The sequence below is a fragment of the Burkholderia sola genome, assembly GCF_905400185.1.
Classification (GTDB): Bacteria; Pseudomonadota; Gammaproteobacteria; order Burkholderiales; family Burkholderiaceae; genus Burkholderia; species Burkholderia sola.
Genome location: NZ_FR989675.1, coordinates 1,605,914 through 1,631,398 on the forward strand (window position 1 = coordinate 1,605,914; position 25,485 = coordinate 1,631,398).

General features: G+C 64.8%; 18 protein-coding genes. 11 read left to right on the forward strand and 7 right to left on the reverse strand.

The window, feature by feature from the left end:
• The first annotated feature begins 117 nt into the window (after nt 1-117).
• The 5 genes from rimP (at nt 118) to truB (ending at nt 6,520) form a co-directional block, all read left to right on the forward strand.
• Entirely contained in the window at nt 118-576 is a 459-nt protein-coding gene (gene rimP, locus KR541_RS07435) for a ribosome maturation factor RimP (RefSeq protein ID WP_006476167.1), read from the forward strand.
• The gene (gene nusA, locus KR541_RS07440) at nt 576-2,051 is read left to right on the forward strand and encodes a transcription termination factor NusA (protein ID WP_006476166.1); all 1,476 of its coding nucleotides are present in this window, start codon (nt 576-578) and stop codon (nt 2,049-2,051) included. Before rimP ends, nusA begins: the two co-directional genes overlap by 1 nt.
• Nucleotides 2,052-2,142: 91 nt before the next feature.
• Nucleotides 2,143-5,061 carry a translation initiation factor IF-2 gene (gene infB / locus KR541_RS07445; RefSeq protein ID WP_050012483.1) on the forward strand — a complete coding sequence of 973 codons (2,919 nt, stop codon included), beginning with the start codon at nt 2,143-2,145 and terminating at the stop codon, nt 5,059-5,061.
• Nucleotides 5,062-5,175: 114 nt separating this feature from the next.
• Nucleotides 5,176-5,574: a 30S ribosome-binding factor RbfA gene (gene rbfA, locus KR541_RS07450; protein ID WP_050012484.1), complete on the forward strand. Its 399-nt coding sequence runs from the start codon at nt 5,176-5,178 to the stop codon at nt 5,572-5,574.
• Nucleotides 5,575-5,587: 13 nt separating this feature from the next.
• Nucleotides 5,588-6,520: a tRNA pseudouridine(55) synthase TruB gene (truB, locus tag KR541_RS07455; protein ID WP_216089474.1), complete on the forward strand. Its 933-nt coding sequence runs from the start codon at nt 5,588-5,590 to the stop codon at nt 6,518-6,520.
• A 91-nt stretch (nt 6,521-6,611) separates the two neighbouring features.
• Here the strand turns inward: truB and KR541_RS07460 are convergent, their stop codons facing one another.
• The 4 genes from KR541_RS07460 to KR541_RS07475 all read right to left on the reverse strand — a co-directional run bounded on the left by KR541_RS07460 (nt 6,612) and on the right by KR541_RS07475 (nt 11,542).
• A complete protein-coding gene (locus KR541_RS07460) occupies nt 6,612-8,171 on the reverse strand; it encodes a DHA2 family efflux MFS transporter permease subunit (RefSeq protein ID WP_050012486.1) in 1,560 nt (519 codons plus the stop codon).
• Between the two features lie 28 nt (nt 8,172-8,199).
• On the reverse strand, nt 8,200-9,414 hold the full coding sequence (locus KR541_RS07465; protein ID WP_050012487.1) for an HlyD/EmrA/EmrK family protein: 1,215 nt from the start codon (nt 9,412-9,414) through the stop codon (nt 8,200-8,202).
• A 52-nt stretch (nt 9,415-9,466) separates the two neighbouring features.
• Complete coding sequence (locus KR541_RS07470) at nt 9,467-10,963, reverse strand: efflux transporter outer membrane subunit (protein ID WP_050012488.1); 1,497 nt, start codon at nt 10,961-10,963, stop codon at nt 9,467-9,469.
• Nucleotides 10,964-11,050: 87 nt separating this feature from the next.
• A complete protein-coding gene (locus KR541_RS07475) occupies nt 11,051-11,542 on the reverse strand; it encodes a MarR family winged helix-turn-helix transcriptional regulator (protein WP_050012489.1) in 492 nt (163 codons plus the stop codon).
• Between the two features lie 305 nt (nt 11,543-11,847).
• Between KR541_RS07475 and typA the strand changes: the two genes are divergently transcribed.
• From typA to KR541_RS07505, 6 genes are all read left to right on the forward strand, one after another.
• Nucleotides 11,848-13,674 carry a translational GTPase TypA gene (typA, locus tag KR541_RS07480; RefSeq protein ID WP_006476159.1) on the forward strand — a complete coding sequence of 609 codons (1,827 nt, stop codon included), beginning with the start codon at nt 11,848-11,850 and terminating at the stop codon, nt 13,672-13,674.
• Nucleotides 13,675-13,991: 317 nt separating this feature from the next.
• Nucleotides 13,992-16,856: a 2-oxoglutarate dehydrogenase E1 component gene (locus KR541_RS07485; protein ID WP_050012490.1), complete on the forward strand. Its 2,865-nt coding sequence runs from the start codon at nt 13,992-13,994 to the stop codon at nt 16,854-16,856.
• 135 nt (nt 16,857-16,991) lie between these two features.
• Nucleotides 16,992-18,269 (forward strand): 2-oxoglutarate dehydrogenase complex dihydrolipoyllysine-residue succinyltransferase, encoded by a 1,278-nt coding sequence (gene odhB / locus KR541_RS07490; protein WP_050012491.1) that lies wholly within the window; start codon nt 16,992-16,994, stop codon nt 18,267-18,269.
• 81 nt (nt 18,270-18,350) lie between these two features.
• Complete coding sequence (gene lpdA / locus KR541_RS07495; protein ID WP_050012492.1) at nt 18,351-19,781, forward strand: dihydrolipoyl dehydrogenase; 1,431 nt, start codon at nt 18,351-18,353, stop codon at nt 19,779-19,781.
• A 100-nt stretch (nt 19,782-19,881) separates the two neighbouring features.
• Nucleotides 19,882-20,979, forward strand: coding sequence for a cell division protein ZapE (gene zapE, locus KR541_RS07500; RefSeq protein WP_027811308.1), 1,098 nt, complete (start codon nt 19,882-19,884; stop codon nt 20,977-20,979).
• Nucleotides 20,980-21,095: 116 nt separating this feature from the next.
• Complete coding sequence (locus tag KR541_RS07505) at nt 21,096-21,539, forward strand: transposase (RefSeq protein ID WP_124593173.1); 444 nt, start codon at nt 21,096-21,098, stop codon at nt 21,537-21,539.
• Between the two features lie 102 nt (nt 21,540-21,641).
• Here the strand turns inward: KR541_RS07505 and KR541_RS07510 are convergent, their stop codons facing one another.
• From KR541_RS07510 to KR541_RS07520, 3 genes are all read right to left on the reverse strand, one after another.
• Nucleotides 21,642-22,103: a DUF2147 domain-containing protein gene (locus tag KR541_RS07510; protein ID WP_050012494.1), complete on the reverse strand. Its 462-nt coding sequence runs from the start codon at nt 22,101-22,103 to the stop codon at nt 21,642-21,644.
• 173 nt (nt 22,104-22,276) lie between these two features.
• A complete protein-coding gene (locus KR541_RS07515; RefSeq protein WP_050012495.1) occupies nt 22,277-23,962 on the reverse strand; it encodes a ShlB/FhaC/HecB family hemolysin secretion/activation protein in 1,686 nt (561 codons plus the stop codon).
• Nucleotides 23,963-24,106: 144 nt separating this feature from the next.
• Complete coding sequence (locus KR541_RS07520; RefSeq protein WP_124556364.1) at nt 24,107-25,450, reverse strand: collagen-like triple helix repeat-containing protein; 1,344 nt, start codon at nt 25,448-25,450, stop codon at nt 24,107-24,109.
• Between the last annotated feature and the right edge of the window lie 35 nt (nt 25,451-25,485).

Below are 25,485 nucleotides of genomic sequence, written 5' to 3' on the forward strand. Positions count from 1 at the left end.
CGCCCATTTTTTTTTGCTGAAACGGTTAGGCATCTCGGGTAGCGCTTCCTGCGCCGGCTAAGGCGCGCGCCCGCGGGTGAATCGCGAGCGGCGGGCGCGAACACCTGAGAGGACACTGTGCAACTGACGGAACTGATAGAAACCACGGTCACCGGGCTCGGCTACGAGCTGGTGGAACTCGAGCGCACCGGGCGCGGCATGCTTTGCATCTATATCGATCAGCCTGCCGGCATCTCGCTCGAAGATTGCGAAAAGGTTACGCGTCAGCTCCAGCACGTCTTGACGGTCGAAAATATCGATTACGAACGGCTCGAAGTCTCGTCCCCGGGGCTCGACCGCCCGTTGAAGAAGCTGGCCGACTTCGAGCGCTTCGCCGGCAGCGAAGTTTCCGTGACCTTGAAAAAGCCGCTGGACGGGCGCAAGACGTACCGGGGCATTCTGCACGCGCCGAATGGCGAAACGATCGGTTTGGAATTTGAGGGGAAGAAAGGCGAGGCAGCCATGCTGGATTTCACGCTGGCCGATATCGATAAAGCCCGCCTGATTCCGCAAGTTGACTTTAGGAGCCGCAAATAATGAGTCGCGAAGTGTTGATGCTGGTGGATGCGCTGGCGCGCGAGAAAAACGTCGACAAGGATGTGGTGCTGGGCGCCCTCGAGGCTGCGCTCGCGTCCGCTTCCAAGAAGCTGTTCGACGAAGGCGCCGAAATCCGCGTCCATATCGATCGCGAAAGCGGCGAGCACGAAACCTTCCGTCGCTGGCTCGTCGTGCCCGACGAGGCAGGCTTGCAGGAGCCGGATCGCGAGATCCTGCTGTTCGAAGCACGTGAGCAGAAGCCCGACGTCGAAGTCGGCGAGTATGTCGAGGAACCCGTTCCGTCGATCGAATTCGGTCGGATCGGCGCGCAGGCCGCGAAGCAGGTGATCCTGCAGAAGGTGCGCGACGCGGAGCGCGAGCAGATCCTGAACGACTACCTCGAGCGTGGCGAAAAGATCATGACGGGTACGGTGAAGCGGCTCGACAAGGGCAACTTCATCGTCGAATCGGGCCGTGTCGAGGCGCTGCTGCGCCGCGATCAGCTGATCCCGAAGGAAAACCTGCGCGTGGGCGACCGCGTGCGGGCATACATCGCGAAGGTCGACCGCACCGCGCGCGGCCCGCAGATCGAGCTGTCGCGCACGGCGCCCGAATTCCTGATGAAGCTGTTCGAGATGGAAGTGCCGGAAATCGAGCAGGGCCTGCTCGAGATCAAGGCGGCCGCCCGCGACCCGGGCGTGCGCGCGAAGATCGGCGTGATCGCGTACGACAAGCGGATCGATCCGATCGGCACCTGCGTCGGCATCCGCGGTTCGCGCGTGCAGGCCGTGCGCAACGAGCTCGGTGGCGAAAACATCGACATCGTGCTATGGTCGGAAGATCCCGCCCAGTTCGTTATCGGCGCGCTCGCGCCGGCAGCCGTCCAGTCGATCGTCGTCGATGAAGAAAAGCATTCGATGGACGTCGTCGTCGACGAGAACGAACTGGCTGTCGCGATCGGCCGCAGCGGTCAGAACGTGCGCCTTGCCGGCGAACTGACCGGCTGGCAGATCAACATCATGACGCCGGACGAATCCGCGCTGAAGCAGGGCGAAGAGCGCGACCGGCTGCGTGCGCTGTTCATGGCGCGTCTCGACGTCGACGAAGAAGTTGCCGACATCCTGATCGACGAAGGCTTCACGAGCCTCGAGGAAATCGCGTACGTGCCGCTCAACGAAATGCTCGAAATCGAGGCGTTCGACGAGGACACCGTGCACGAACTGCGCAACCGCGCACGCGACGCGCTGTTGACGATGGCCATCGCGAACGAAGAAAAGGTCGAGAATGCAGCGCTGGATCTCAAGAGCCTCGACGGCATCACGCCGGAGCTGCTCGCGAAGCTGGCCGAACACGGCGTGCAGACGCGCGACGATCTCGCCGAACTGGCTGTAGATGAACTGGTCGACATGACCGGAATGGAAGAGGATGCCGCTAAGGCGTTGATCATGAAAGCACGTGAACATTGGTTCCAGTGAGAAATGACCATGGCGCACTGATTTGATGGCGGCCGTATGGCCTGACCCGATGCTAACCGCAAGGAATCGGTCCTTGCACTAAGAGGAATGAATGGCGAGTAACAACGTAGCCCAATTTGCCGCGGAACTGAAAATGCCTGCTGGTGTGCTGCTCGAACAGCTGCAGGCAGCGGGCGTCCAGAAAGCGAGTGAAGACGATGCGCTGTCCGAAGCGGACAAGGCGCGTCTGCTCGATCATTTGCGCAAGTCGCACGGCGCAACCGACGGCGACAAGCGCAAGATCACGCTGACCCGCAAGCATACGTCGGAGATCAAGCAATCTGACGCGACGGGCAAGGCTCGCACCATTCAGGTCGAGGTCCGCAAGAAGCGTACGTTCGTCAAGCGCGACGACGTGGCCGACGGCGCGGAACAGGGTCAGGCGCAGGTCGCCGAAGCGGACGACGATGCAGAACTGAAGCGTCGCGAGGAAGAGGCGCGCCGCGAGGCCGAGCTGCTCGAGAAGCAGGCGCAGGAGCTGCGCGAGCGTCAGGAGCGCCTCGAGCGCGAGGAAGCCGAACGTCGCGCCCGCGAGGAAGCGGCCGAGGCCGAGCGCCGTCGCGCCGAGGAAGAAGCGGCGACGAAGCGTGCCGCGGCGGAAGCCGCCGCAGCCCAGCAGCAGGCGGCAGCGCAGCAGGCTGCTGCTGCCGAGCAGGAAGCGACGCCGACGCAGTCCGCGCAGGACGAAGCACGCGCAGCCGCCGAACGCGCGGCGCAGCGCGAAGCGGCGAAGAAGGCCGAGGACGCTGCCCGCGAGGCAGCCGACAAGGCGCGCGCCGAGCAGGAAGAGATCAGCAAGCGTCGCGCGGCGGCAGAAGCCGAAGCACGCGCGATCCGCGAAATGATGAACACGCCGCGCAAGGCCGTGGTCAAGGCAGTCGAGCCGCCGAAGCCGGTCGAGCCGCCGAAGCCGGCTGAAGCGAAGGGCACGCTGCACAAGCCGGCGAAGCCGGAAGGCGCACAGGCGCGTCCGGCCGTGAAGAAGCCGGCGGGTGCGGCGGCTCCGGCCACCACGCAGGCGCCGGCAGGCGCGGGCGACCGCAACAAGAAGCCGGGCGCAGGCAAGGGCGGCTGGCAGGACGACGCATCGAAGCGTCGCGGCATCAAGACGCGCGGCGACTCGAGCGGCGGCGTCGACCGCGGCTGGCGCGGCGGCCCGAAGGGTCGCGGCCGTCACCAGGACAGTTCGACGTTCCAGGCGCCGACCGAACCGATCGTTCGCGAAGTGCATGTGCCGGAAACCGTGTCGGTTGCCGATCTCGCGCACAAGATGTCGATCAAGGCCTCCGAAGTCATCAAGGTGATGATGAAGATGGGCCAGATGGTCACGATCAACCAGGTGCTGGACCAGGAAACGGCGATGATCATCGTCGAGGAACTGGGCCACCGCGCGGTTGCCGCGAAGCTGGACGATCCGGAAGCGCTGCTCGTCGAAGGCGAAACCGGTACCGATGCGGAGCAACTGCCGCGTCCGCCGGTCGTCACGGTGATGGGTCACGTCGACCACGGCAAGACGTCGCTGCTCGACCACATCCGCCGCGCGAAGGTTGCAGCGGGCGAAGCGGGCGGCATTACGCAGCACATCGGCGCTTACCACGTCGAAACGCCGCGTGGCGTCATCACGTTCCTCGATACGCCGGGTCACGAAGCGTTCACGGCAATGCGTGCACGCGGCGCGAAGGCGACCGACATCGTGGTGCTGGTGGTGGCGGCCGACGACGGCGTGATGCCGCAGACGAAGGAAGCCATCGCCCACGCGAAGGCGGGCGGCGTGCCGATCGTCGTCGCGATCAACAAGATCGACAAGCCGGATGCGAACCCCGATCGCGTCAAGCAGGAGCTGGTCGCGGAAGGCGTCGTGCCGGAAGAATACGGTGGCGATTCGCCGTTCGTGCCGGTGTCGGCGAAGACGGGCGCGGGTATCGACGATCTGCTCGAGAACGTGCTGCTGCAGGCCGAAGTGCTGGAACTGAAGGCACCGGTCGAAGCGCCGGCCAAGGGCATCGTGATCGAAGCGAAGCTCGACAAGGGTAAAGGCCCGGTCGCGACGATCCTCGTGCAGTCCGGTACGCTGAACCGCGGCGACATCGTGCTGGCGGGTACGGCCTACGGCCGCGTCCGTGCGATGCTCGACGAGAACGGCAAGCCGACGAAGGAAGCCGGCCCGTCGATCCCGGTCGAAATCCAGGGTCTGTCGGAAGTGCCGGGTGCGGGCGAGGAAGTGATCGTGCTGCCGGACGAGCGCAAGGCACGTGAAATCGCGCTGTTCCGTCAGGGCAAGTTCCGCGACGTGAAGCTCGCGAAGCAGCAGGCCGCGAAGCTGGAAAGCATGCTCGAGCAGATGGGCGAGGGCGAAGTGCAGAACCTGCCGCTCATCATCAAGGCCGACGTGCAGGGTTCGCAGGAAGCGCTCGTGCAGTCGCTGCTCAAGCTGTCGACCGACGAAGTGCGCGTGCAGATCGTGCACAGCGCGGTGGGCGGCATCAGCGAAAACGACGTCAACCTCGCGACGGCATCGAAGGCGGTCATCATCGGCTTCAACACGCGTGCGGATGCTCAGGCACGCAAGCTGGCCGAGGCGAACGGCATCGATATCCGCTACTACAACATCATCTACGACGCAGTGGATGAGGTGAAGGCGGCGATGTCGGGCATGCTGGCGCCGGAGAAGCGCGAAGTCATCACCGGCATGGTCGAGGTGCGCCAGGTCTTCAAGGTACCGAAGATCGGCACGGTCGCCGGCTGTATGGTCACGGACGGTATCGTCAAGCGCTCGTCGTCGGTGCGCGTGCTGCGCAACAACGTCGTGATCTTCACGGGCGAACTCGAATCGCTGAAGCGCTTCAAGGACGACGTGAAGGAAGTGAAGCAAGGCTTCGAGTGCGGTATGTCGGTGAAGAACTTCAACGATATCGTCGAAGGCGACCAGTTCGAAGTCTTCGAAGTGACCGAAGTCGCGCGTACGCTGTAATCGTCGCGCATCGGCTCATGGGCGGGGCAGGCTTGGGCCTGTCCCGCCCATTTTCATGGTGGCGTGCCGAAAACGGCCGCCGCTTCATCCTGATAAACGGATCACGGATCGATCATGTCCAGGAAACGTACTTCCCCCAATCGCAACGTTCAGATCGCCGACCAGATTCAGCGCGATCTGTCCGAACTCATCATGCGCGAGGTCAAGGATCCGCGCGTCGGCATCGTGACCATCCAGAGCGTGGAACTCACGCCGGACTATGCGCACGCGAAGGTCTATTTCACGGCGCTCACCGGCGATCCGGACAAGACGCAGGAGGCGCTGAACCATGCGTCGGGTCACCTGCACAACCTGCTGTTCAAGCGCCTGCACATTCATACGGTGCCGACGCTGCATTTCCATTACGACCAGACGATCGAGAAGGCCGTCGAAATGTCGCGCCTGATCAAGGAAGCGAACTCGACCCGCGCGAAGGACGACGACGAGGCCGACGCGCCTGCCAAGGACGACTGAGCTCGACGGGCCTATGACGAATGCAGCACCCCAACGTCCGCGCGTGCCCCGGCGCGTGCTGGACGGCGTTCTCCTGCTGGACAAGCCGGTCGGCCTGTCCAGCAACGATGCGCTGATTCGCGCGAAGCGCCTGCTTCTCGCGAAGAAGGCCGGTCACACCGGCACGCTCGATCCGCTGGCTTCGGGCCTGCTGCCGTTGTGTTTCGGCGAAGCGACCAAGTTTTCGCAGGATTTGCTCGACGCCGACAAGACCTATGAAGCGACGATGCGTCTCGGCCAGCGCACGGCCACCGGCGACGCGGAAGGCGACGTGATCGACACGCGGCCGGTCGAATGCGATCGAGCGGCGGTGGAAGCCGCGCTCGTGCGCTTCACCGGCGACATCGTGCAGGTGCCGCCGATGTATTCGGCGCTCAAGCGCGACGGCAAGCCGCTGTATGAATATGCGCGCGCCGGTCAGACCGTCGAGCGGAAAGGCCGCAACGTGACGATCCACTTGCTCGAACTACTCGCGTGCGAGCTGCCCGACGTGACGTTTCGCGTGACCTGCAGCAAGGGCACGTATGTGCGCACGCTGGCGGAGGATATCGGCGAAGCGCTGGGTTGCGGCGCGCATTTGACGATGCTGCGTCGCACGGGCGTCGGTGCGCTGACGCTCGAGCATGCGGTGACGCTCGACGCGCTGTCGGACGCGGCCGAATCGGCGCGCGATGCATGGCTGCAGCCGGTTGATGCGCTGCTGTCGACGTTTCCGCTGGTGCGTCTCGACGAAGCTAGCACGAAGCGGTTTCTGCACGGGCAGCGGCTACCGCTGTCGGCGCTCGAACCGATCGACGCGGGCGAGGGCGAGCGCGTGCGCGTGTACGACGCAACGCGGTTGCTCGGCGTGGCGCGCAAGGCGAATGGCGTGCTCGCGCCGGAGCGGCTGGTCGTGACGGCTGAGTGATGCGAGGCGCGCAAGCGCCATCGTCGGCACAAAAAAACCCGGTCGAAATCGACCGGGTTTTTTGTTGGGTGCATTGCATTGAACGTGGTGCTCAGTGCGCGGCCGACGCCGCCGCCCCCGCATCGCCGCCGCCCGCGCGTTCGGGCTTGGTGATCCAGATCAGTCCGATCAGCAGCACGAAGATCGCCGCCGAAATGTAGAACAGATCGTTCACGCCGAGTTGCGCAGCCTGCTGCGTGGCCATGTTGTTGATCAGGCCGTGTGCCTGCTGCTGCGTAAGCCCGAGATTGCCCATCTGAGTGACGGCCTGATTGAACGTCGGGTTGTACGGATTCGTCTGCTCGACCAACTGAGCGTGGTGGAAGTTGTTGCGGTGGTCCCACGCGGTCTGGAAGATCGACGTGCCGATGCCGCCGCACATGATCCGCACGAAGTTCGACAGGCCGGACGCCGCCGGAATGCGGTGGCCGGGCAGGCCCGACAGCGTGATCGACACCAGCGGGATGAAGAAGCCCGCCATCGCGATGCCCTGCACGAGCGTCGGCAGCGTCAGCGACCATTCGTCGACGCCGGTCGTGTAGCGCGAACGCATCCAGAAGCACAGCGCGAACGTGAGGAACGCAGCGGTCGCGATGTAGCGCGGATCGGTGCGCGGCAGGAACTTGCCGGTCAGCGGCGACAGCAGGATCGCGAACAACCCCACGGGCGCCATCACGAGCCCCGCATCGGTGGCCGTATAGCCGATCTGGGTCTGCAGCCACAGCGGCAGCAGCACGAGATTGCCGAAGTAGAGCCCGTAGCCGACCGCAAGCGCGATCGTGCCGCCCGTGAAGTTGCGCATGCGGAACAGCGACAGGTCGACGACCGGATGTTCCGCGGTCAGCTCCCAGATCACGAAGAACGCGAACGAGATGACCGCGATCAACGCGAGCGCGACGATCGTGGTCGACGCGAACCAGTCGAGATCCTTGCCCTTGTCGAGCATGATCTGCAGCGAGCCGACCCACAGCACGAGCAGCGCGAGGCCGACGCCGTCGATCGGCGCGCGGCGCACCGTCGATTCGCGCGTACGGTAGATCGACCACGTGGCAAGCGCGGCGGCGATGCCGACGGGGATGTTCACGTAGAAGATCCAGGGCCACGAATAATTGTCCGAGATCCAGCCGCCGAGGATCGGCCCCGCGACCGGCGCGATCAGCGTCGTCATCGACCACAGGGCGAGCGCCATCGGCGCCTTCGCGCGTGGATAGCTCGACAGCAGCAGCGATTGCGACAGCGGAATCATCGGGCCCGCGACGGCACCCTGGAGCACGCGTGACGCGAGCAGGAATGGCAGGCTCGGCGCCAGCCCGCACATCCACGACGAGATGACGAACAGGATGATCGACGCGAGGAACAGGCGAACTTGCCCGAAACGGTCGGTCAGCCAGCCGGTCAGCGGCACCGAGATTGCGTTGGCGACCGCGAACGACGTGATGACCCACGTGCCCTGGTCGGACGACACGCCGAGGTCGCCCGAGATGGTCGGGATCGCGACGTTCGCGATGGACGTGTCGAGCACGTTCATGAACACCGCGAGCGACACCGCGATCGTGCCGAGCACGAGTTGCCCGCCCTGCAGGGGCGGGTAGGAGACAGGAGCCTGTGCCATGTCGGTTGTCTTTCCGGAGTCGGAACGGTTACATCATTTTCGCGGCGGCGTTCTGCTTCGCCGCGACCGGCGCCGACGCGTTGCCGCCTGCGTTCTCGGCGATGATGCGCGCGATTTCGGCGTCGGCTTCGTCGCCGTATTTCGCGAACACGTTGGTCTCGTAGACGGTGTTCGGCGCGTTGACGAGCTGGTCGCCGCGTTCGTCCTTGATGTCCACGTCGACCTGCATCGACAGGCCGATGCGCAGCGGATGCTTGTCGAGATCCTTCGGGTCGAGCTCGATACGCACCGGCAGGCGCTGCACGACCTTGATCCAGTTGCCGGTCGCGTTCTGCGCCGGCAGCAGCGAGAACGCCGAGCCCGTGCCGGCCGAGAAGCCGACGACCTTGCCGTGGTACGTGACCGACGAACCGTAGATGTCGGCCGTCATCTCGACCGGCTGGCCGATGCGCATGTGCTTCAACTGGACTTCCTTGAAGTTCGCGTCGACCCACACGGCATTGAGCGGCACCACCGACATCAGCGGGTTGCCGGGCGATACGCGCTGGCCGACCTGCACCGAGCGCTTTGCGACGTAGCCGGTGACCGGCGCCGGCAGCACGTTACGCGCGTTCGCGAGGTATGCGTCGCGCACCTTCGCGGCGGCGGCCATCACGTTCGGGTGCGATGCGATCGTCGTGTTCGCGGTCAATGCGCGATTCGATGCGAGCTGCTGCTGGGCGGCGTCGACCGATGCCTGCGCGGCCTTCACCGCGTCGCGGGCGTGCGAGATTTCTTCCTGCGACACGGCGCCCGTCTGCGCGACGGCGAGGCGGCGACGCAGGTCGTCCTGTGCCTTCGACAGGTCGGACTGGCGCAGCGCGACTTGTGCGCGGTACTGGTCGTCGTTGACGAACAGGCCGCGCACCTGGCGCACCGTCTGCGCGAGGTTGGCTTCCGCCTGCTGCAGTGCGACCTGCGAATCGGCCGGGTCGAGCACGACGAGCGGGTCGCCGGCCTTGACCGTTTGCGTGTCGTCCGCCTTCACGGCGATCACGGTGCCGGTGACCTGCGGCGTGATCTGCACGACGTTGCCGTTCACGTACGCATCGTCGGTGTCTTCATGGAAGCGGGCGACGAGGAAGTAGTACAGGCCGTATGCGATGGCCGCGATCACGATGACCGCGACGAGCAGCGTCATCATTCGTTTGCGCTTGCCGTTGTTCTGCGGCTGCGCGCTGGCGGCGTTTTGTTGGTCGCTCATGGCGATTTTCTCCGTCCGTTATTTCGAGTGTCTGCGTAGTGGTGGCGCCGGCTCAGTTGGCGGCTTGTTTGGTCGGCGTGGCCGCATCGGGCGCGGCGAGCGGCGTGCCCGTCGCGTCGAACCCGCCGCCGAGCGCCTTGATCAGCGCGAGCTGCATGTCGCGGCGACGCATCTTCAGGTTGGTCACCGTCTGCTCCGATGCGAGGCGGTTGCTGTCCGCCGTCAGCACTTGCAGTTGCGGCGACAGGCCGGCCTTGTAGCGGATGACCGCGAGATCGTACGCGCGCGTCGATGCGTCGAGCGCACGTTGGGCGTCGCCCATCTGGCGATCGACCGCGCGGATCGACGCGACCTGCGTCGCGACGTCGTTCAGCGCGCTGATCAGCGTCTGGTTGTAGTTCGCGACCGACAGGTCGAAATCGGCGTAGCGGCCCTTGAGCTGGGCGCGCAGCGCGCCGGCATCGAAGATCGGCAGGTGGATCGCCGGGCCGAACTGCGCCTGGCGGCTCGCGAAATTCAGGAATTTGCCCCAGCCGAATGCATCGAAGCCGAAGCCGGCCGCGAGGTTCACGTCGGGGTAGAACTCGGCCTTCGCTTCCTTCACGTCGTGCATCGCGGCTTCGACCTGCCAGCGCGCGGCGACGATGTCGGGGCGGCGCGACACGAGATCGGCCGGCAGGTTGCCGGGCAGCGTGACGTCGCCGCTCGGGTTCATCACGGGCGCCGCGATCTGCAGCCCGCGATCCGGGCCCTTGCCGAGCAGCGCGGCGAGCTGGTAGCGCACCGTCGTGATCTGGCCGTCGAGGTCCGACAGCGAAGCCTGCGTCGTCGCGATGTTGCCGCGGGCCGTCTGGCGTTCGACGTTGGTGTCGAGGCCGGCCGATACGCGGCCGTCGGTGATCTTGCCGACCGTCTCGCGGTTGCTGATCTCGCGCTGCGCGATGTCGCGCAGCGCATAGAGCTGCGCGAGCGAGTTGTAGGTGCGCGCGACCGACGACGCGAGCGTGATGCGCGCCTGCTGCATGTCGGCTTCGGCGGCCTTTTCCTGCGACACGGCCGTGTGCAGGCGTTCGCGGTTCTTGCCCCACAGGTCGAGTTCCCACGACGCGCTCGCGAGCGCGTTGTTCTCGCTGTACCACTGGCCGCCGTACGGAGGCGGGAACAGTGCGTTCGACGAATACAGCTCGCGCGTCCACGAATAGCTGGCTTCGGCCTTCGGCATCAGGTTCGAGCGGGACGATTCGATGTACGACGACGCCTTCGCGATGCGTGCCTGCGCCTGCGCGATCGACGGGTTGCCCTGCAGCGCTTCGTCGATCAGCTTCGGCAGTTGCGGATCGCCGAACTGGCTCGCCCAGTCGAGCGCCGGCCACTGGCCGCCCTGGGCCGGCAGGCTCTGGGCGGATTCGAATTGCGACGCGGGGGCGATCTGCTTGTCGCTCTTGATGCCGATGTAATTCGCGCAGCCCGCCAGCGCCAGCGCGGCGACCGCGGCGGCGACGGCGGCGCGGCACGACCCGGCGCGCACGGACAACGGGGAGGTTTTCATCGCGCTAACCCCTGACTCGGAATGAATGATGGACACTGCAAGGATTTCCTTACATTAATCTGTCAAAAGTAATTGTTATGGCAACTATTACGTGACGCTGCCGCCGGCCGTCTCGCAATAGTTGCTGAGAATGCGGCGCAGCATGCTCTTCAGGAACCCGACTTCTTCCGGCGTAAACCCGTCCAGCACCTGGTCGAGCACGCTGCGAAAAATGGGCGGCAGCCGTTCGGCTAGCGCACGGCCTTCGTCGGTGAGTTCGAGGCGCACGACGCGCCGGTCCTCGATGCTGCGCACGCGCGACAGCAGGCCGCGTTTCTCGACCCGGTCGAGCAGGCGCGTGACCGCGCTCGCGTCGATCCCGTATTCGCGCGCCAGTTCGGCGGCCGTCGAACACTTGCCGACCGCGATCATGAACAGCATGCTCGCCTGCGTGCCGGTGATGCCGAGCTCTTCCTGCGTGCGCTGCGTGACGAGGTTGGTCATCACGGACTTCACGCGCGACATCAGATAGCCGACGCTGTCGTTCATCTGATACGTGGACAACGGCGAAACGGGCGGTGGGGTAGGAGAATCCGACATAAAACCCTGAAGCTGCAATAGTTGACTAGGCAGCAGTATAGGCGCAATTGCTTGCCGCGGCAAATGTTAATCGAACGGCTAAGCGCGTGCTCGGCACGGCGAGAATCCCTTGTCTCGATAAGGTTTTTCGTCCGGGCGCGGTGGGGCGAAGCGGATTGGCGCAGCCTGTTTTGCTGCGTTGCAACGCGCGGGACAGCTGTCGACACGCACACGTGCTATAATTTGAGGCTCTCCAAGCTGCAACGCGCGCGCCCCGTGGAAAACAAGCGCGCGCGTTTGCGCGTTCAAACGATTTCCAGGTTTCTATGACCCGCGCCCTTCGCAATATCGCCATCATCGCCCACGTCGACCACGGCAAGACCACGCTCGTCGACCAGCTGCTCCGCCAGTCCGGCACCTTCCGCGACAACCAGCAGATTGCGGAGCGGGTGATGGACTCGAACGACATCGAAAAAGAGCGCGGGATCACGATTCTCGCGAAGAACTGCGCGGTCGAATACGAAGGCACGCACGTCAACATCGTCGACACCCCGGGGCACGCGGACTTCGGCGGCGAAGTCGAGCGCGTGCTGTCGATGGTCGACTCGGTGCTGCTGCTCGTCGACGCGGTCGAGGGCCCGATGCCGCAGACGCGCTTCGTCACGAAGAAGGCGCTCGCGCTCGGCCTGAAGCCGATCGTCGTCGTCAACAAGATCGACCGTCCGGGCGCGCGGATCGACTGGGTGATCAACCAGACCTTCGACCTGTTCGACAAGCTCGGCGCGACCGAAGAGCAGCTCGATTTCCCGATCGTCTACGCGTCGGGCCTGAACGGCTATGCGTCGCTCGACCCGGCCGCGCGCGAAGGCGACATGCGCCCGCTGTTCGAGGCGATCCTCGAGCACGTGCCGGTTCGCCCGGCCGATCCGGAAGCGCCGCTGCAGCTCCAGATCACGTCGCTCGACTATTCGACGTACGTCGGCCGGATCGGCGTCGGCCGCATCACGCGCGGCCGGATCAAGCCGGGCCAGCCGGTCGTGATGCGCTTCGGCCCGGAAGGCGACGTGCTGAACCGCAAGATCAATCAGGTGCTGTCGTTCAAGGGCCTGGAGCGCGTGCAGGTCGAATCGGCCGAAGCGGGCGACATCGTGCTGATCAACGGGATTGAAGACGTCGGCATCGGCGCGACGATCTGCGCGGTCGACACGCCGGAAGCGCTGCCGATGATCACCGTCGACGAACCGACGCTGACGATGAACTTCCTCGTCAACTCGTCGCCGCTCGCCGGCCGCGAAGGCAAGTTCGTGACGAGCCGCCAGATCCGCGACCGTCTGATGAAGGAACTGAACCACAACGTCGCGCTGCGCGTGAAGGATACCGGCGACGAAACGGTGTTCGAAGTGTCGGGCCGCGGCGAGCTGCACCTGACGATTCTCGTCGAGAACATGCGCCGCGAAGGCTACGAGCTGGCCGTGTCGCGTCCGCGCGTCGTGATGCAGGAAATCGACGGCGTGCGTCACGAGCCGTACGAGCTGCTGACGGTCGACGTCGAGGACGAGCACCAGGGCGGCGTGATGGAAGAGCTCGGCCGCCGCAAGGGCGAAATGCTCGACATGGCGTCGGACGGCCGCGGCCGTACGCGCCTGGAATACAAGATCTCGGCACGCGGCCTGATCGGCTTCCAGAGCGAATTCCTGACGCTCACGCGCGGCACGGGCCTGATGAGCCACATCTTCGACTCGTACGCACCGGTCAAGGACGGCTCGGTGTTCGAGCGCCGCAACGGCGTGCTGATCTCGCAGGACGACGGCGCGGCCGTGGCCTACGCACTGTGGAAGCTGCAGGATCGCGGCCGCATGTTCGTGAAGCCGGGCGACGCGCTGTATGAGGGCATGATCATCGGCATCCACAGCCGCGACAACGACCTCGTCGTGAACCCGATCAAGGGCAAACAGCTGACCAACGTGCGCGCGTCGGGTACCGACGAAGCCGTGCGTCTGGTACCGCCGGTCCAGATGTCGCTGGAATACGCGGTCGAATTCATCGACGACGACGAGCTCGTCGAAGTGACGCCGCAGTCGATCCGCCTGCGCAAGCGCTTCCTGAAGGAGCACGAGCGTCGCCGCGCGAGCCGCGAAGGCGCGGTCGACTAAGCATCGACTGTTCCCGCGCACGACGAAAGAGGCTGCCTTCGGGCAGCCTTTTTTGCATTCGCGCATCGCGCAACCGGAGTGCCTGCAAAACACTGTTCCGGCGGGTCGCGGCAATCCGGCAAAACCCCGCCACGCGGTGCTTTCGGGCACATTTCACCGTGAACTCCGGTATCGGTTCTGTGATATGCTGCGCGCACGCAAGTTTTAGGTCCTTCCAAGCAAGACTTGATTCGCAATCCGCTAAACGGTCAGGCCGTGTCGCGGAAGGTTGAGTAACCCGCTATTTCTCGAGAAGCTCGAAGAAAGGTGAGCGTAAAATGTCAGATGTAATGAAGCAGTTTCAGCTGAACTCCTATCTGTTCGGCGGCAATGCTTCGTACGTTGAAGAACTGTACGATGCATACCTCAACAATCCGGCGTCGGTGCCGGAGAACTGGCGAGAGTATTTCGACGCGCTGCAGAACGTGCCCGCGACGGACGGCTCCAACGCCAATGACGTCGCTCACTTCCCGATCGTCGAATCGTTCGCCGAGCGCGCGAAGGCCAATGCCTTCATCCCGCGCGAAAGCACCAGCAATCTGGCAACCGCGCGCAAGCAGGTGCACGTCCAGTCGCTGATCAGCGCCTACCGCTTCCTTGGCTCGCAATGGGCCAACCTCGATCCGCTGAAGCGTCGCGAACGTCCGGCCATTCCGGAACTCGAACCCGCGTTCTACGACTTCTCCGAAGGCGACCTCGACCAGACGTACAGCGCAAGCAACCTGTACTTCGGTTTCGACCAGGCTTCGCTGCGCGACATCGTCAAGGGCCTGCGCGACACGTACTGCGGCACGATCGGCGCCGAGTACATGTACATCAGCGACCCGGAACAGAAGCGCTGGTGGCAGGAGCGCCTGGAATCGACCCGCGCGACGCCGGCTTTCTCGGTCGACAAGAAGAAGCACATCCTGAATCGCCTGACGGCCGCCGAAGGCCTCGAGCGCTACCTGCACACCAAGTACGTCGGCCAGAAGCGCTTCTCGCTCGAAGGCGGCGAAAGCTTCATCGCGGCGATGGACGAAGTCGTCCAGCACGCGGGCAAGAGCGGCGTGCAGGAAATCATCATCGGCATGGCTCACCGCGGCCGTCTGAACGTGCTGGTCAACACGCTGGGCAAGATGCCGGCCGACTTGTTCGCCGAATTCGAAGGCAAGCACGTCGACGACCTGCCGGCCGGTGACGTGAAATACCACAAGGGCTTCTCGTCGGACGTGTCGACGGAAGGCGGCCCGGTCCACCTGTCGCTCGCGTTCAACCCGTCGCACCTCGAAATCGTGAACCCGGTGGTCGAAGGTTCCGCGAAGGCGCGGATGGACCGTCGCGGCGACGAAGACGGCCTGCAGGTGCTGCCGGTGCAGATCCACGGCGACGCGGCCTTCGCCGGCCAGGGCGTCGTGATGGAAACGCTGAACCTCGCGCAGACGCGCGGTTACGGCACGCACGGCACGCTGCACATCGTCATCAACAACCAGATCGGCTTCACGACGTCCGACCCGCGCGACGCGCGCTCGACGCTGTACTGTACCGACGTCGTCAAGATGATCGAAGCGCCGGTGCTGCACGTGAACGGCGACGATCCGGAAGCCGTCGTGCTCGCGATCCAGATCGCGATCGACTACCGGATGCAGTTCCACAAGGATGTCGTGATCGACATCGTCTGCTTCCGCAAGCTGGGTCACAACGAGCAGGACACGCCGGCGGTCACGCAGCCGCTGATGTACAAGAAGATCGCGCAGCACCCGGGCACCCGTGCGCTGTACGCCGAGAAGCTCGTGCAGCAGGGCGTGATCACCGCGGAAGACGCCGACAACTACGTGAAGGCGTACCGCAAGGCGATGGACGACGGTCACCACACCGTCGATCCGGTCCTGTCGAACTACAAGAGCAAGTACGCGGTCGACTGGGTTCCGTTCCTGAACCGCAAATGGACGGACGCAGCCGACACGGCCGTGCCGCTCGCCGAACTGAAGCGCCTGGGCGAACGCATCACCACGGTCCCGGAAAACTTCAAGGTTCACCCGCTCGTCGAGCGCGTGATCAACGACCGCCGTAACATGGCGCGCGGCGACCAGCCGCTCGACTGGGGCATGGGCGAACACCTCGCGTTCGCGTCGCTCGTCGCATCGGGCTACTCGGTGCGCCTGACGGGCCAGGACTCGGGCCGCGGCACGTTCACGCACCGTCACGCGGTGCTGCACGACCAGAACCGCGAGCGCTGGAACGACGGCACGTACGTGCCGCTGCAGAACATCGCCGACGGTCAGGCGAAGTTCACGGTGATCGACTCGGTGCTGTCGGAAGAAGCGGTGCTGGGCTTCGAATACGGTTACTCGACCGCCGAGCCGAACACGCTCGTGCTGTGGGAAGCGCAGTTCGGCGACTTCGTCAACGGCGCGCAGGTCGTGATCGACCAGTTCATCTCGTCGGGCGAAGTGAAGTGGGGCCGCGTGTCCGGTCTCACGATGCTGCTGCCGCACGGCTACGAAGGCCAGGGTCCGGAACACTCGTCCACGCGTATCGAGCGTTTCCTGCAACTGTGTGCCGACCACAACATGCAGGTCGTCCAGCCGACGACGCCGGCGCAGATCTTCCACCTGCTGCGTCGCCAGATGATCCGTCTGTTCCGCAAGCCGCTGATCGTCGCCACGCCGAAGTCGCTGCTGCGCCACAAGGAAGCGGTGTCGGATCTGTCGGAACTGGCGAAGGGTTCGTTCCAGCCGGTGCTGGGCGAAACCGATGGTGGCATCGACGCGAAGAAGGTCAAGCGCGTGCTGGCATGCTCGGGCCGCGTGTATTACGACCTCGTCGCGCATCGCCGTGAAGCGAAGGCGAACGACGTCGCGATCATCCGTATCGAGCAGCTGTATCCGTTCGCGCACAAGCAGTTCGAAGCCGAAATGAAGAAGTACGAGAACGCGACTGAAGTGGTCTGGGTGCAGGACGAGCCGCAGAACCAGGGCCCCTGGTTCTACGTCGAGCACCACCTGAAGGAAGGCATGAAGGAAGGGCAGAAGCTGGCATACAGCGGCCGTCCGGCTTCGGCCTCGCCGGCGGTTGGCTACTACGCGAAGCACTACGAGCAGCAGAAGGCCCTGATCGAAGGGGCATTCGGCCGCCTGAAGAGCGCATCGATCGCGAAATAACCGACGTCAAGCGACACGGGAAGGCGCGCGGCGCTTTCCCGTCCCTTTTGGCCCCCGCGCGCGTCGCGCGCCGCACCGGCCGAAGGAATCGCACGAACCTCGTCACACCCCAGATTAAGCATCCAGGAAAATCACATGGCTATCGTAGAAGTCAAAGTCCCCCAGCTGTCGGAGTCGGTGTCGGAAGCCACCATGCTGCAGTGGAAGAAGAAGCCGGGCGAAGCAGTCGCGCAGGACGAAATCCTGATCGAACTCGAGACCGACAAGGTCGTCCTCGAAGTGCCGGCGCCGGCAGCGGGCGTGCTCGCGCAAGTGCTGCAGAACGACGGTGACACGGTGGTCGCCGACCAGATCATCGCGACGATCGACACCGAAGCGAAGGCAGGTGCTGCCGAAGCAGCGGCAGGCGCCGCCGAAGTCAAGCCGGCCGCCGCGCCTGCAGCAGCCGCGCCGGCCGCCCAGCCGGCTGCCGCGACCGCATCGAGCTCGGCCGCCGCATCGCCGGCCGCCGCGAAGCTGCTGGCCGAGAAGGGCCTGTCGACGGGCGACGTCGCAGGGTCGGGCCGCGACGGCCGCGTCACGAAGGGCGACGCGCTGGCAGCAGGCAGCGCACCGAAGGCGGCTCCGGCCGCCGCACCGGCGAAGACCGCCGCCGCGAAGCCGGCACTGCCGGAAGTGAAGGTGCCGGCGTCGGCAGCGACCTGGCTGAACGACCGTCCGGAACAGCGCGTGCCGATGTCGCGCCTGCGTGCGCGTATCGCCGAGCGTCTGCTCGAATCGCAGCAGACCAACGCGATCCTGACGACGTTCAACGAAGTGAACATGGCGCCGGTCATGGAGCTGCGTAACAAGTACAAGGACAAGTTCGAGAAGGAACACGGCGTGAAGCTCGGCTTCATGTCGTTCTTCGTGAAGGCGGCCGTGCATGCGCTGAAGAAGTTCCCGCTCGTGAACGCGTCGATCGACGGTAACGACATCGTCTATCACGGCTACTTCGACATCGGTATCGCGGTCGGTTCGCCGCGCGGCCTGGTCGTGCCGATCCTGCGCAACGCGGATCAGCTGAGCCTCGCCGAGATCGAGAAGAAGATCGCCGAATTCGGCCAGAAGGCGAAGGACGGCAAGCTGTCGATCGAGGAAATGACGGGCGGTACGTTCTCGATCTCGAACGGCGGCGTGTTCGGCTCGATGCTGTCGACCCCGATCATCAACCCGCCGCAGTCGGCCATCCTCGGCGTGCACGCGACGAAGGAGCGTCCGGTCGTCGAAAACGGCCAGATCGTGATCCGCCCGATCAACTACCTCGCGCTGTCGTACGACCACCGCATCATCGACGGCCGCGAAGCCGTGCTGTCGCTCGTCGCGATGAAGGATGCGCTGGAAGATCCGGCACGCCTGCTGCTCGACCTGTAAGCCGAGTCTCACCGCATCGACCCGTTCCGTGGGTTCGCGCCCAAGCGCGAACCCACGGGCGTACAAGTAGAAAGGATTGTCATGTCCAAGGAATTTGACGTCGTCGTGATCGGCGCCGGCCCCGGCGGCTACATCGCCGCGATTCGCGCCGCGCAGCTCGGCAAGACCGTTGCCTGTATCGAGAAGTGGAAGAACCCGGCCGGCGCGCTGAAGCTCGGCGGCACTTGCCTGAACGTCGGCTGCATCCCGTCGAAGGCGCTGCTCGCGTCGTCGGAAGAGTTCGAGAACACGTCGCATCACCTGGCCGACCACGGCATCACGGTCGACGGCGTGAAGATCGACGTCGCGAAGATGCTCGGCCGCAAGGACGCGATCGTCGAGAAGATGACGAGCGGGATCGAGTTCCTGTTCAAGAAGAACAAGATCACCTGGCTGAAGGGCCATGGCAAGTTCACCGGCAAGACCGACGCCGGCGTGCAGATCGAAGTGAGCGGCGAGGGTGAAACCGAAGTCGTCACCGCGAAGAACGTGATCATCGCGACGGGCTCGAAGGCGCGTCACCTGCCGAACATCCCGGTCGACAACAAGATCGTGTCGGACAACGAAGGTGCGCTGACGTTCGACGCGGTGCCGAAGAAGCTCGCCGTGATCGGCGCGGGCGTGATCGGCCTCGAGCTCGGCTCGGTGTGGCGTCGCCTGGGTGCCGAAGTGACGGTGCTCGAAGCGCTGCCGGCGTTCCTCGGCGCAGCCGACGAAGCGCTCGCGAAGGAAGCGGCGAAGCTGTTCAAGAAGCAGGGCCTCGACATCCATCTCGGCGTGAAGATCGGCGACGTGAAGACGAGCGCCGACGGCGTGTCGATCGCGTACACGGACAAGGACGGTAACGCGCAGACGCTCGACGCAGACCGCCTGATCGTGTCGGTCGGCCGCGTGCCGAACACCGACAACCTCGGCCTCGAGGCCATCGGCCTGAAGGCCAACGAGCGCGGCTTCATCGACGTGGACGACCACTGCCGCACGGCGGTGCCGAACGTGTACGCGATCGGTGACGTGGTGCGCGGCCCGATGCTCGCGCACAAGGCGGAAGACGAAGGCGTGCTGGTCGCGGAAGTGATCGACGGCCAGAAGCCGCACATCGACTACAACTGCATTCCTTGGGTGATCTACACGTACCCGGAAATCGCATGGGTCGGCAAGACGGAGCAGCAGCTGAAGGCCGAAGGCCGCGAGATCAAGTCGGGCAAGTTCCCGTTCTCGATCAACGGCCGCGCGCTCGGCATGAACGCGCCGGACGGTTTCGTGAAGATGATCGCGGACGCGAAGACCGACGAACTGCTCGGCGTGCATGTGATCGCGGCGAACGCGTCGGACCTGATCGCGGAAGCCGTGGTGGCGATGGAGTTCAAGGCGGCGTCGGAAGACATCGCCCGCATCTGCCATCCGCACCCGTCGATGTCGGAAGTGATGCGCGAAGCGGCGCTCGCGGTCGACAAGCGCTCGCTGAACAGCTGAGCGCGGTATAGCGCCGGCCGGCCACCGGCTGGCGCAACCGTCTCATGACGAGGGCGGGCGGGTTTTTCCCGCTCGCCTTTGTTTTTTCCGGTTTGCCCTGATGAACGTCACCGAATACTACACGCGCGAACTGACCACGCGCGGCTATCAGTCCGATCCCGCTCAGCGCGCGGCCGTCGATCGCCTGCAGCGCTGTTTCGACGAATGGGTCGACTACAAGGCGCGCCGCTCGAACGCGTTCAAGAAGCTCATCAATCACCCGGATCTCCCGCGCGGCGTCTACATGTGGGGCGGTGTCGGCCGTGGCAAGAGCTTCCTGATGGACAGCTTCTACGCGGTGGTGCCCGTGCAGCGCAAGACGCGCCTGCATTTCCACGAATTCATGCGCGAAGTGCACCGCGAGCTCGAGGAGCTGAAAGGGCAGGCCGATCCGCTCGACGAACTCGCACGACGCATCGCGAAGCGTTACCGGCTGATCTGCTTCGACGAGTTCCACGTGTCGGACATCGCCGACGCGATGATCCTATACCGCCTGCTCGACCGCCTGTTCAACAACGGCGTGCAGTTCGTGATGACGTCCAATTACGATCCCGACGACCTGTATCCGGATGGCCTGCATCGCGACCGCATGCTGCCGGCGATCGCGCTGATCAAGGAAAAGCTCGACGTGCTCAACGTCGACGCGGGGGTCGACTATCGCCAGCGCACGCTCGCGCAGGTGAAGATGTATCACACGCCGCTCGGCGCGGAGGCCGATCGCGAACTACGCCATGCATTCGGCAAGCTCGCGGCCGTGCCCGACGAGAGCCCGATCCTGCATATCGAGAAGCGCGAGCTGAAGGCGCTGCGCAAGGCGGACGGCGTCGTGTGGTTCGATTTCGCGACGCTGTGCGGTGGCCCGCGTTCGCAGAACGATTACCTCGAGCTGGCGAGCCGCTTCCATGCGATCGTGCTGTCCGAGGTGCCGCAGATGTCGCCGCGGATGGCGTCCGAAGCGCGCCGCTTCACGTGGCTCATCGACGTGCTGTACGACCACAAGGTCAAGCTGCTGATGTCCGCGGCGGTGCCGGCCGAGGCGTTGTACGTCGAAGGGCCGATGGCCAACGAATTCGCGCGTACGGTCTCGCGCATCGTCGAGATGCAGTCGAAGGAATATATCGAGACGCCGCGCCGCATCGTCGATACGTCGTTGACCTGAGCCGATTGCCGGCTCGGGTAATTGGCGACATTTAAACGTCAATTTCGGTTAAATTCAGCGAATCTCAGGGTATTTTCGGATTTGTCTTATATTCATCGTTGAGGTGAGCCGATATTGTGGTGTCATGGTTATTAAGGCTGGAGATGTCCATGACCCCGTATCGCGATTTGACCGACCACCAATGGCGCTGCGTCGCGCCGCTTCTGCCCGAAATGCAGCCGCGCACCGAATTGCGCGGCCGGCCGTTAGCCAATACGCGCGCCGTGCTGAACGGCGTGCTCTGGGTGATCTACAGTGGCGCGACATGGTCGGCCATGCCGCGCCGTTACCCGTCGTATCAAACATGCCATCGACGCTTCAAGGCGTGGCACGAAACGGGCACGCTGATGAACGTGATGCGTGAGCTCTATGGCGACGTCGGCATGAATCTCTGCAATGAGCTGTCCGCGCGGATGCGCAAGCACACGCAATCGAAGGCGGCGGAGGCGCGTAGCCACGCGGCACCCGCATATCGTGCGCCGGGCAGCTATCCATCGGATGCGATGAAGCACGCGGCGTGAAGCCCATCGGTTTTTCGTTGTGCGTGCACCAAAAGAAATCGGCCTGGCGACGTCGTCGCAGGCCGATTTTTCATTGAGCCGCGCGTACTCGCGCGTACGGCGTTATTGCTGGCGCACCCAGGTCTGCGACCGGCCCAGCAGCGACACGCCGATGTAGCCGCGCACCACGAGCTTCTGGCCGCCGTCTTCAAGCGTCATCTTGCACTTGTAGACCTTGCCGTTCTCCGGGTCGAGAATGTTGCCGCCGTCCCAGTGGTCGCCGTCCTTCTTCATCGCCTTGATGATCGTCATGCCCTTGATGAGCTGATCCTTGCGCTCGTCCGTGCATGCGGTGCAGCGGCGATCGGGCGTATCATTCGCGCCGAGGCCCTTGACGACCTTGCCCGTCAGCGCTCCGTCGCCGTCCTCGGCGATCTGCACGAGCGCCTTCGGTTGATGGGTGTTGTCGTCGATCGTTTGCCACATGCCGATGGGGCTGTCGGCTTGTGCGAACGTGGGGGCTGCGCACGCGAGCAGGGCGCCGGCGATGGCGAGTGCACGCAACGGGCGAGTCAGTTGAATCATTGTCATCCTCCTTGTTTTGCATGTCTGTTCGATTCGCTCGCACGACCGTCTGCATGGGGCGGGCATGTTGCGAGCTTCGCCAGAATACGTGAAACCGCACGCCGCGTTTGATAGAGGGGACTCTAATCGAAACGGCCAGCATGACGCTCGCCGTTCGTGACTTTGGTGACCGATCAGTTGAGCTGATAAGAGAACGCCGCGTTGATGCGCGGGCTGCGTGACGCGCTTTCGACCGGCGCATCGCCGACCGGTTTGGCGACGTTCAGATCGAGGCTGTAGTAGCGGCTGTCCGTGAGTCGCACGCCGATGCCGACCGACGACATGCGATTCGGCGATGGCGTGCCCGCGTGCAGATACACGCGCGCCATGTCGTATGCGATGTACGGCGTGATCGATTTCAGATACGTCCAGCCCGGCGTGAAGCCGCGGTTGACTTCGAGCGACATCCCCCAGCCCGAGTCGCCCGACGTTTCACCCGGCTGATAGCCGAGCGCATAGCGGGTCGAGCCGAACGAGATCTGCTCGGACGTCGGCAGCGAATCGGGACTGTATTGCCCGGTCAGCGACACCGACGTGCCGATGCGGAACGGCCATTCGTTCGTCTGCGTGAAGGTCGCGCCGGTTCGAACGAAGGTCAGCGAGATCGGGCTGTCCGCCGAGATCGTCGTCGTACCGATAGTCGTGTCCTGCGCTTTCGACGCGCCGAGGATGTTGAAGCCCTTCGCGACGTTGACGCTCAGCTTCTGCACCTGTTTCGGCTGGACGCTCGTGTAGTCGAGCTGCATCTGCAGCACGCGGACTTGCGAGCGCGTATCGATGCTGTTGCCGTTGATTTTGCTCTGGTAACGGTCTTCGTTGTGCGACGCATAGCCAGACACGGTACCGAGCAGGCTACGCTGATTGTTCAGCAAGATCGGATAGGAGGCCGAAAGACCGAGCTTCTCGTTCTTGACCGTGCGCTCGACCGACGACGGCAGGCCGGGGTTGTCGGTCGGCTTGCCGCGATACGTGCTGGCATCGAGGCGCGTGATGAGGCCGTTGCTGCCGATCGGCACCGCGCCGCTGAACGCGAAGTAGGTCTGCTTGTCGCGTCCCGGCGGCGCGAGCGCCGAGATGCTCAACTGCTCGCCGAACCGCGTGAGGCCGTTTTCGGTCGCGGTGATGAGGCCCTGGACGCCCGGGTGGTTGAAGTCGATCCCCGTGCTGACGTTGAACGGCTTGCGATCGACCGCGAGTTCGAGCGTCGTCGCGCCGTCGGTGGTTTGCGGCGGCGGCACGTTCGCCTTCACCGTGAGGCCCGGCAACAGCCCGAACGTGTTCACGTAACGCTCGAACGTCGCGCGGCGCAGCGGGCGATCGTCCGTGATGTGGGCAGCAATCGCGCGAATCTTGGGTTCCATCGCGCCGGGTTTGCCGGTGACCTTGACGTCCGACACATAGCCTTCCACCACCGTGATGCGCACGACGCCGTTCTCGAACGTCTGCGCGGGAACGAACGCGAACGACAGCGCGTAGCCGCGTTCCTGATACAGCTTCGTCACGCCGTTGGCGGTTTCGATCAGCTCGCCGATCGTGATGTCCTTGCCGACGAGCGGTGTGAAGCGGCGCGTGATTTCCTCGAACGGTATCGACTTCACGCCTTCGACCTGGAACGTCTTCGGCGTCAGGTGCCGCGACAGCAGCTCCTGCAATTGCGGCGCCTGCGGCGCGACCTGAACGGTGACGTTCGGGCCCGTCTTCGGTGCGTTGATCTGGGGAAGGGAGTCGAGCGGGTTGCCGCCGACGCGCGTTTGCGCCTGTGCCGTGCCTGCTGCCGCGATGGCGAGCAGCATCATCCATCTGTCGAGTCTGGATTTCATTGTTCTTCCTCGTAGGCCTTGCTTTTCGTCTTCTTTGTAATGCCGGCGCGCGACACCCAGGTGTCGCGCGCCGCGTGCCGCCATGCCGGTTGTGTTCGTACGGCCGCGTCATTCGCTCCGGCTGCGATGACGCGACCGTCCTCCTTACTTGCCGACGCTACCCAGCGTACCCAGCAACCCCGTGACCGGTGCCAGCAGGCCCGTCGAACCGCTGCCCGACGATGCCGTACCCGACACGCTGCCGACCAGCGACGTGACCGGCGCGAGCGGGCTCGAGCCCCCGGACCCTGCTGCACCGCCCACTGCTCCGGTGACAGTATTCAGCAAACCGGTGACGGGCGCGAGAGGGTTTGCACTGCCTGCGCCGCCCGTCGCGCCGCCGAGCGCGCCGGTGACCGTCGAGACGAGGCCCGTGACCGGTGCGAGCGGGCCGCTGCCCGAGCCGCCCGTTGCGCCGGTGAGCGAGCCGAGCGGTGTCGAACCGAGACCCGACAGCAGGCCGCCGAGCGGATTCGTCGAAGCGGAACCCGACGACGAGCCGTTCTGGACGGTTGCCGTCGAGCCGCCGACGAGGCTTGTGATCAGGCCGGGGATCGGTGCTGCGCCGTTCGGGCCGTTCGGATTGACGAGGCCGCCCGCGTTGGTCACGGTATTGCCGACCGCGGTCACGAGCTGACCGACGTCGCCGACGAGCGGCTGGCTCGACGTCCCGCCGACCTGCTTGCCGGCCGAGCTGATCGCGCCGCCGATCTGGCCGAGCAGGCCCGACACGGGTTGGCCGAGACCGGTCGTCGTGCCGACCTGCTGCGTGACCTGGCCGGCCGTGATCACGAGCGGCGTGATCGCCGAGCTGATCGGTTGCGTGACCTGCTGCACGGCGCCCGACGACAGCGTCGAGCCGATCGTCGTGCCGGCGGCCGTCAGGCCGTTGGCGACCGTGTCGAGCACGGTGCCGACCGGCGTCGTGACCGGTGCGAGCGGCGCCAGCGGGCCCGCGCCCAGCGCCTTGACCGTCGAGCTCAGGCCGGACACCGTGTTGCTCGTCGCGCCGACGACGTTGCCGAGACCGGCGACCGTCGTGCCGACCGGATCTTTGATCGAGCCGGTCTGGCCGAGCCCGTTGCTCAACGCATCGGCGGCCGCGTCGATGATCGTGCCGGTGCTCGACACGGTGCTGCCGACGCCCTTCGTCACGCCGTCGCCGAGGCCCGGCAGGCTGACGTTCCCGATGGTGCTGCCAAGGTCGGTGGCGGTTTGGCCGAGCGTGCTGACGGCGCCCTTGGTACCGGTCGTCGTGCCGCTGGTGCCGCTCGTCCCGCTGGTACCGCTCGTGCCACTGGTGCCGCTCGTCCCGCTGGTGCTGCCGCTCGGCGGCGCGCTGACGCTGTTGCCGCCGCACGCGGCGAGCAGGCAGGCCGTCGCGAAAACGGTAAGGGGTACGCGCCATTGGCGCAGGGTGGTCGTCGTGTTGGAACGCTGGGACATGATGGACTCCTCGCTGTCTTGTCGATGAATGGATGTCG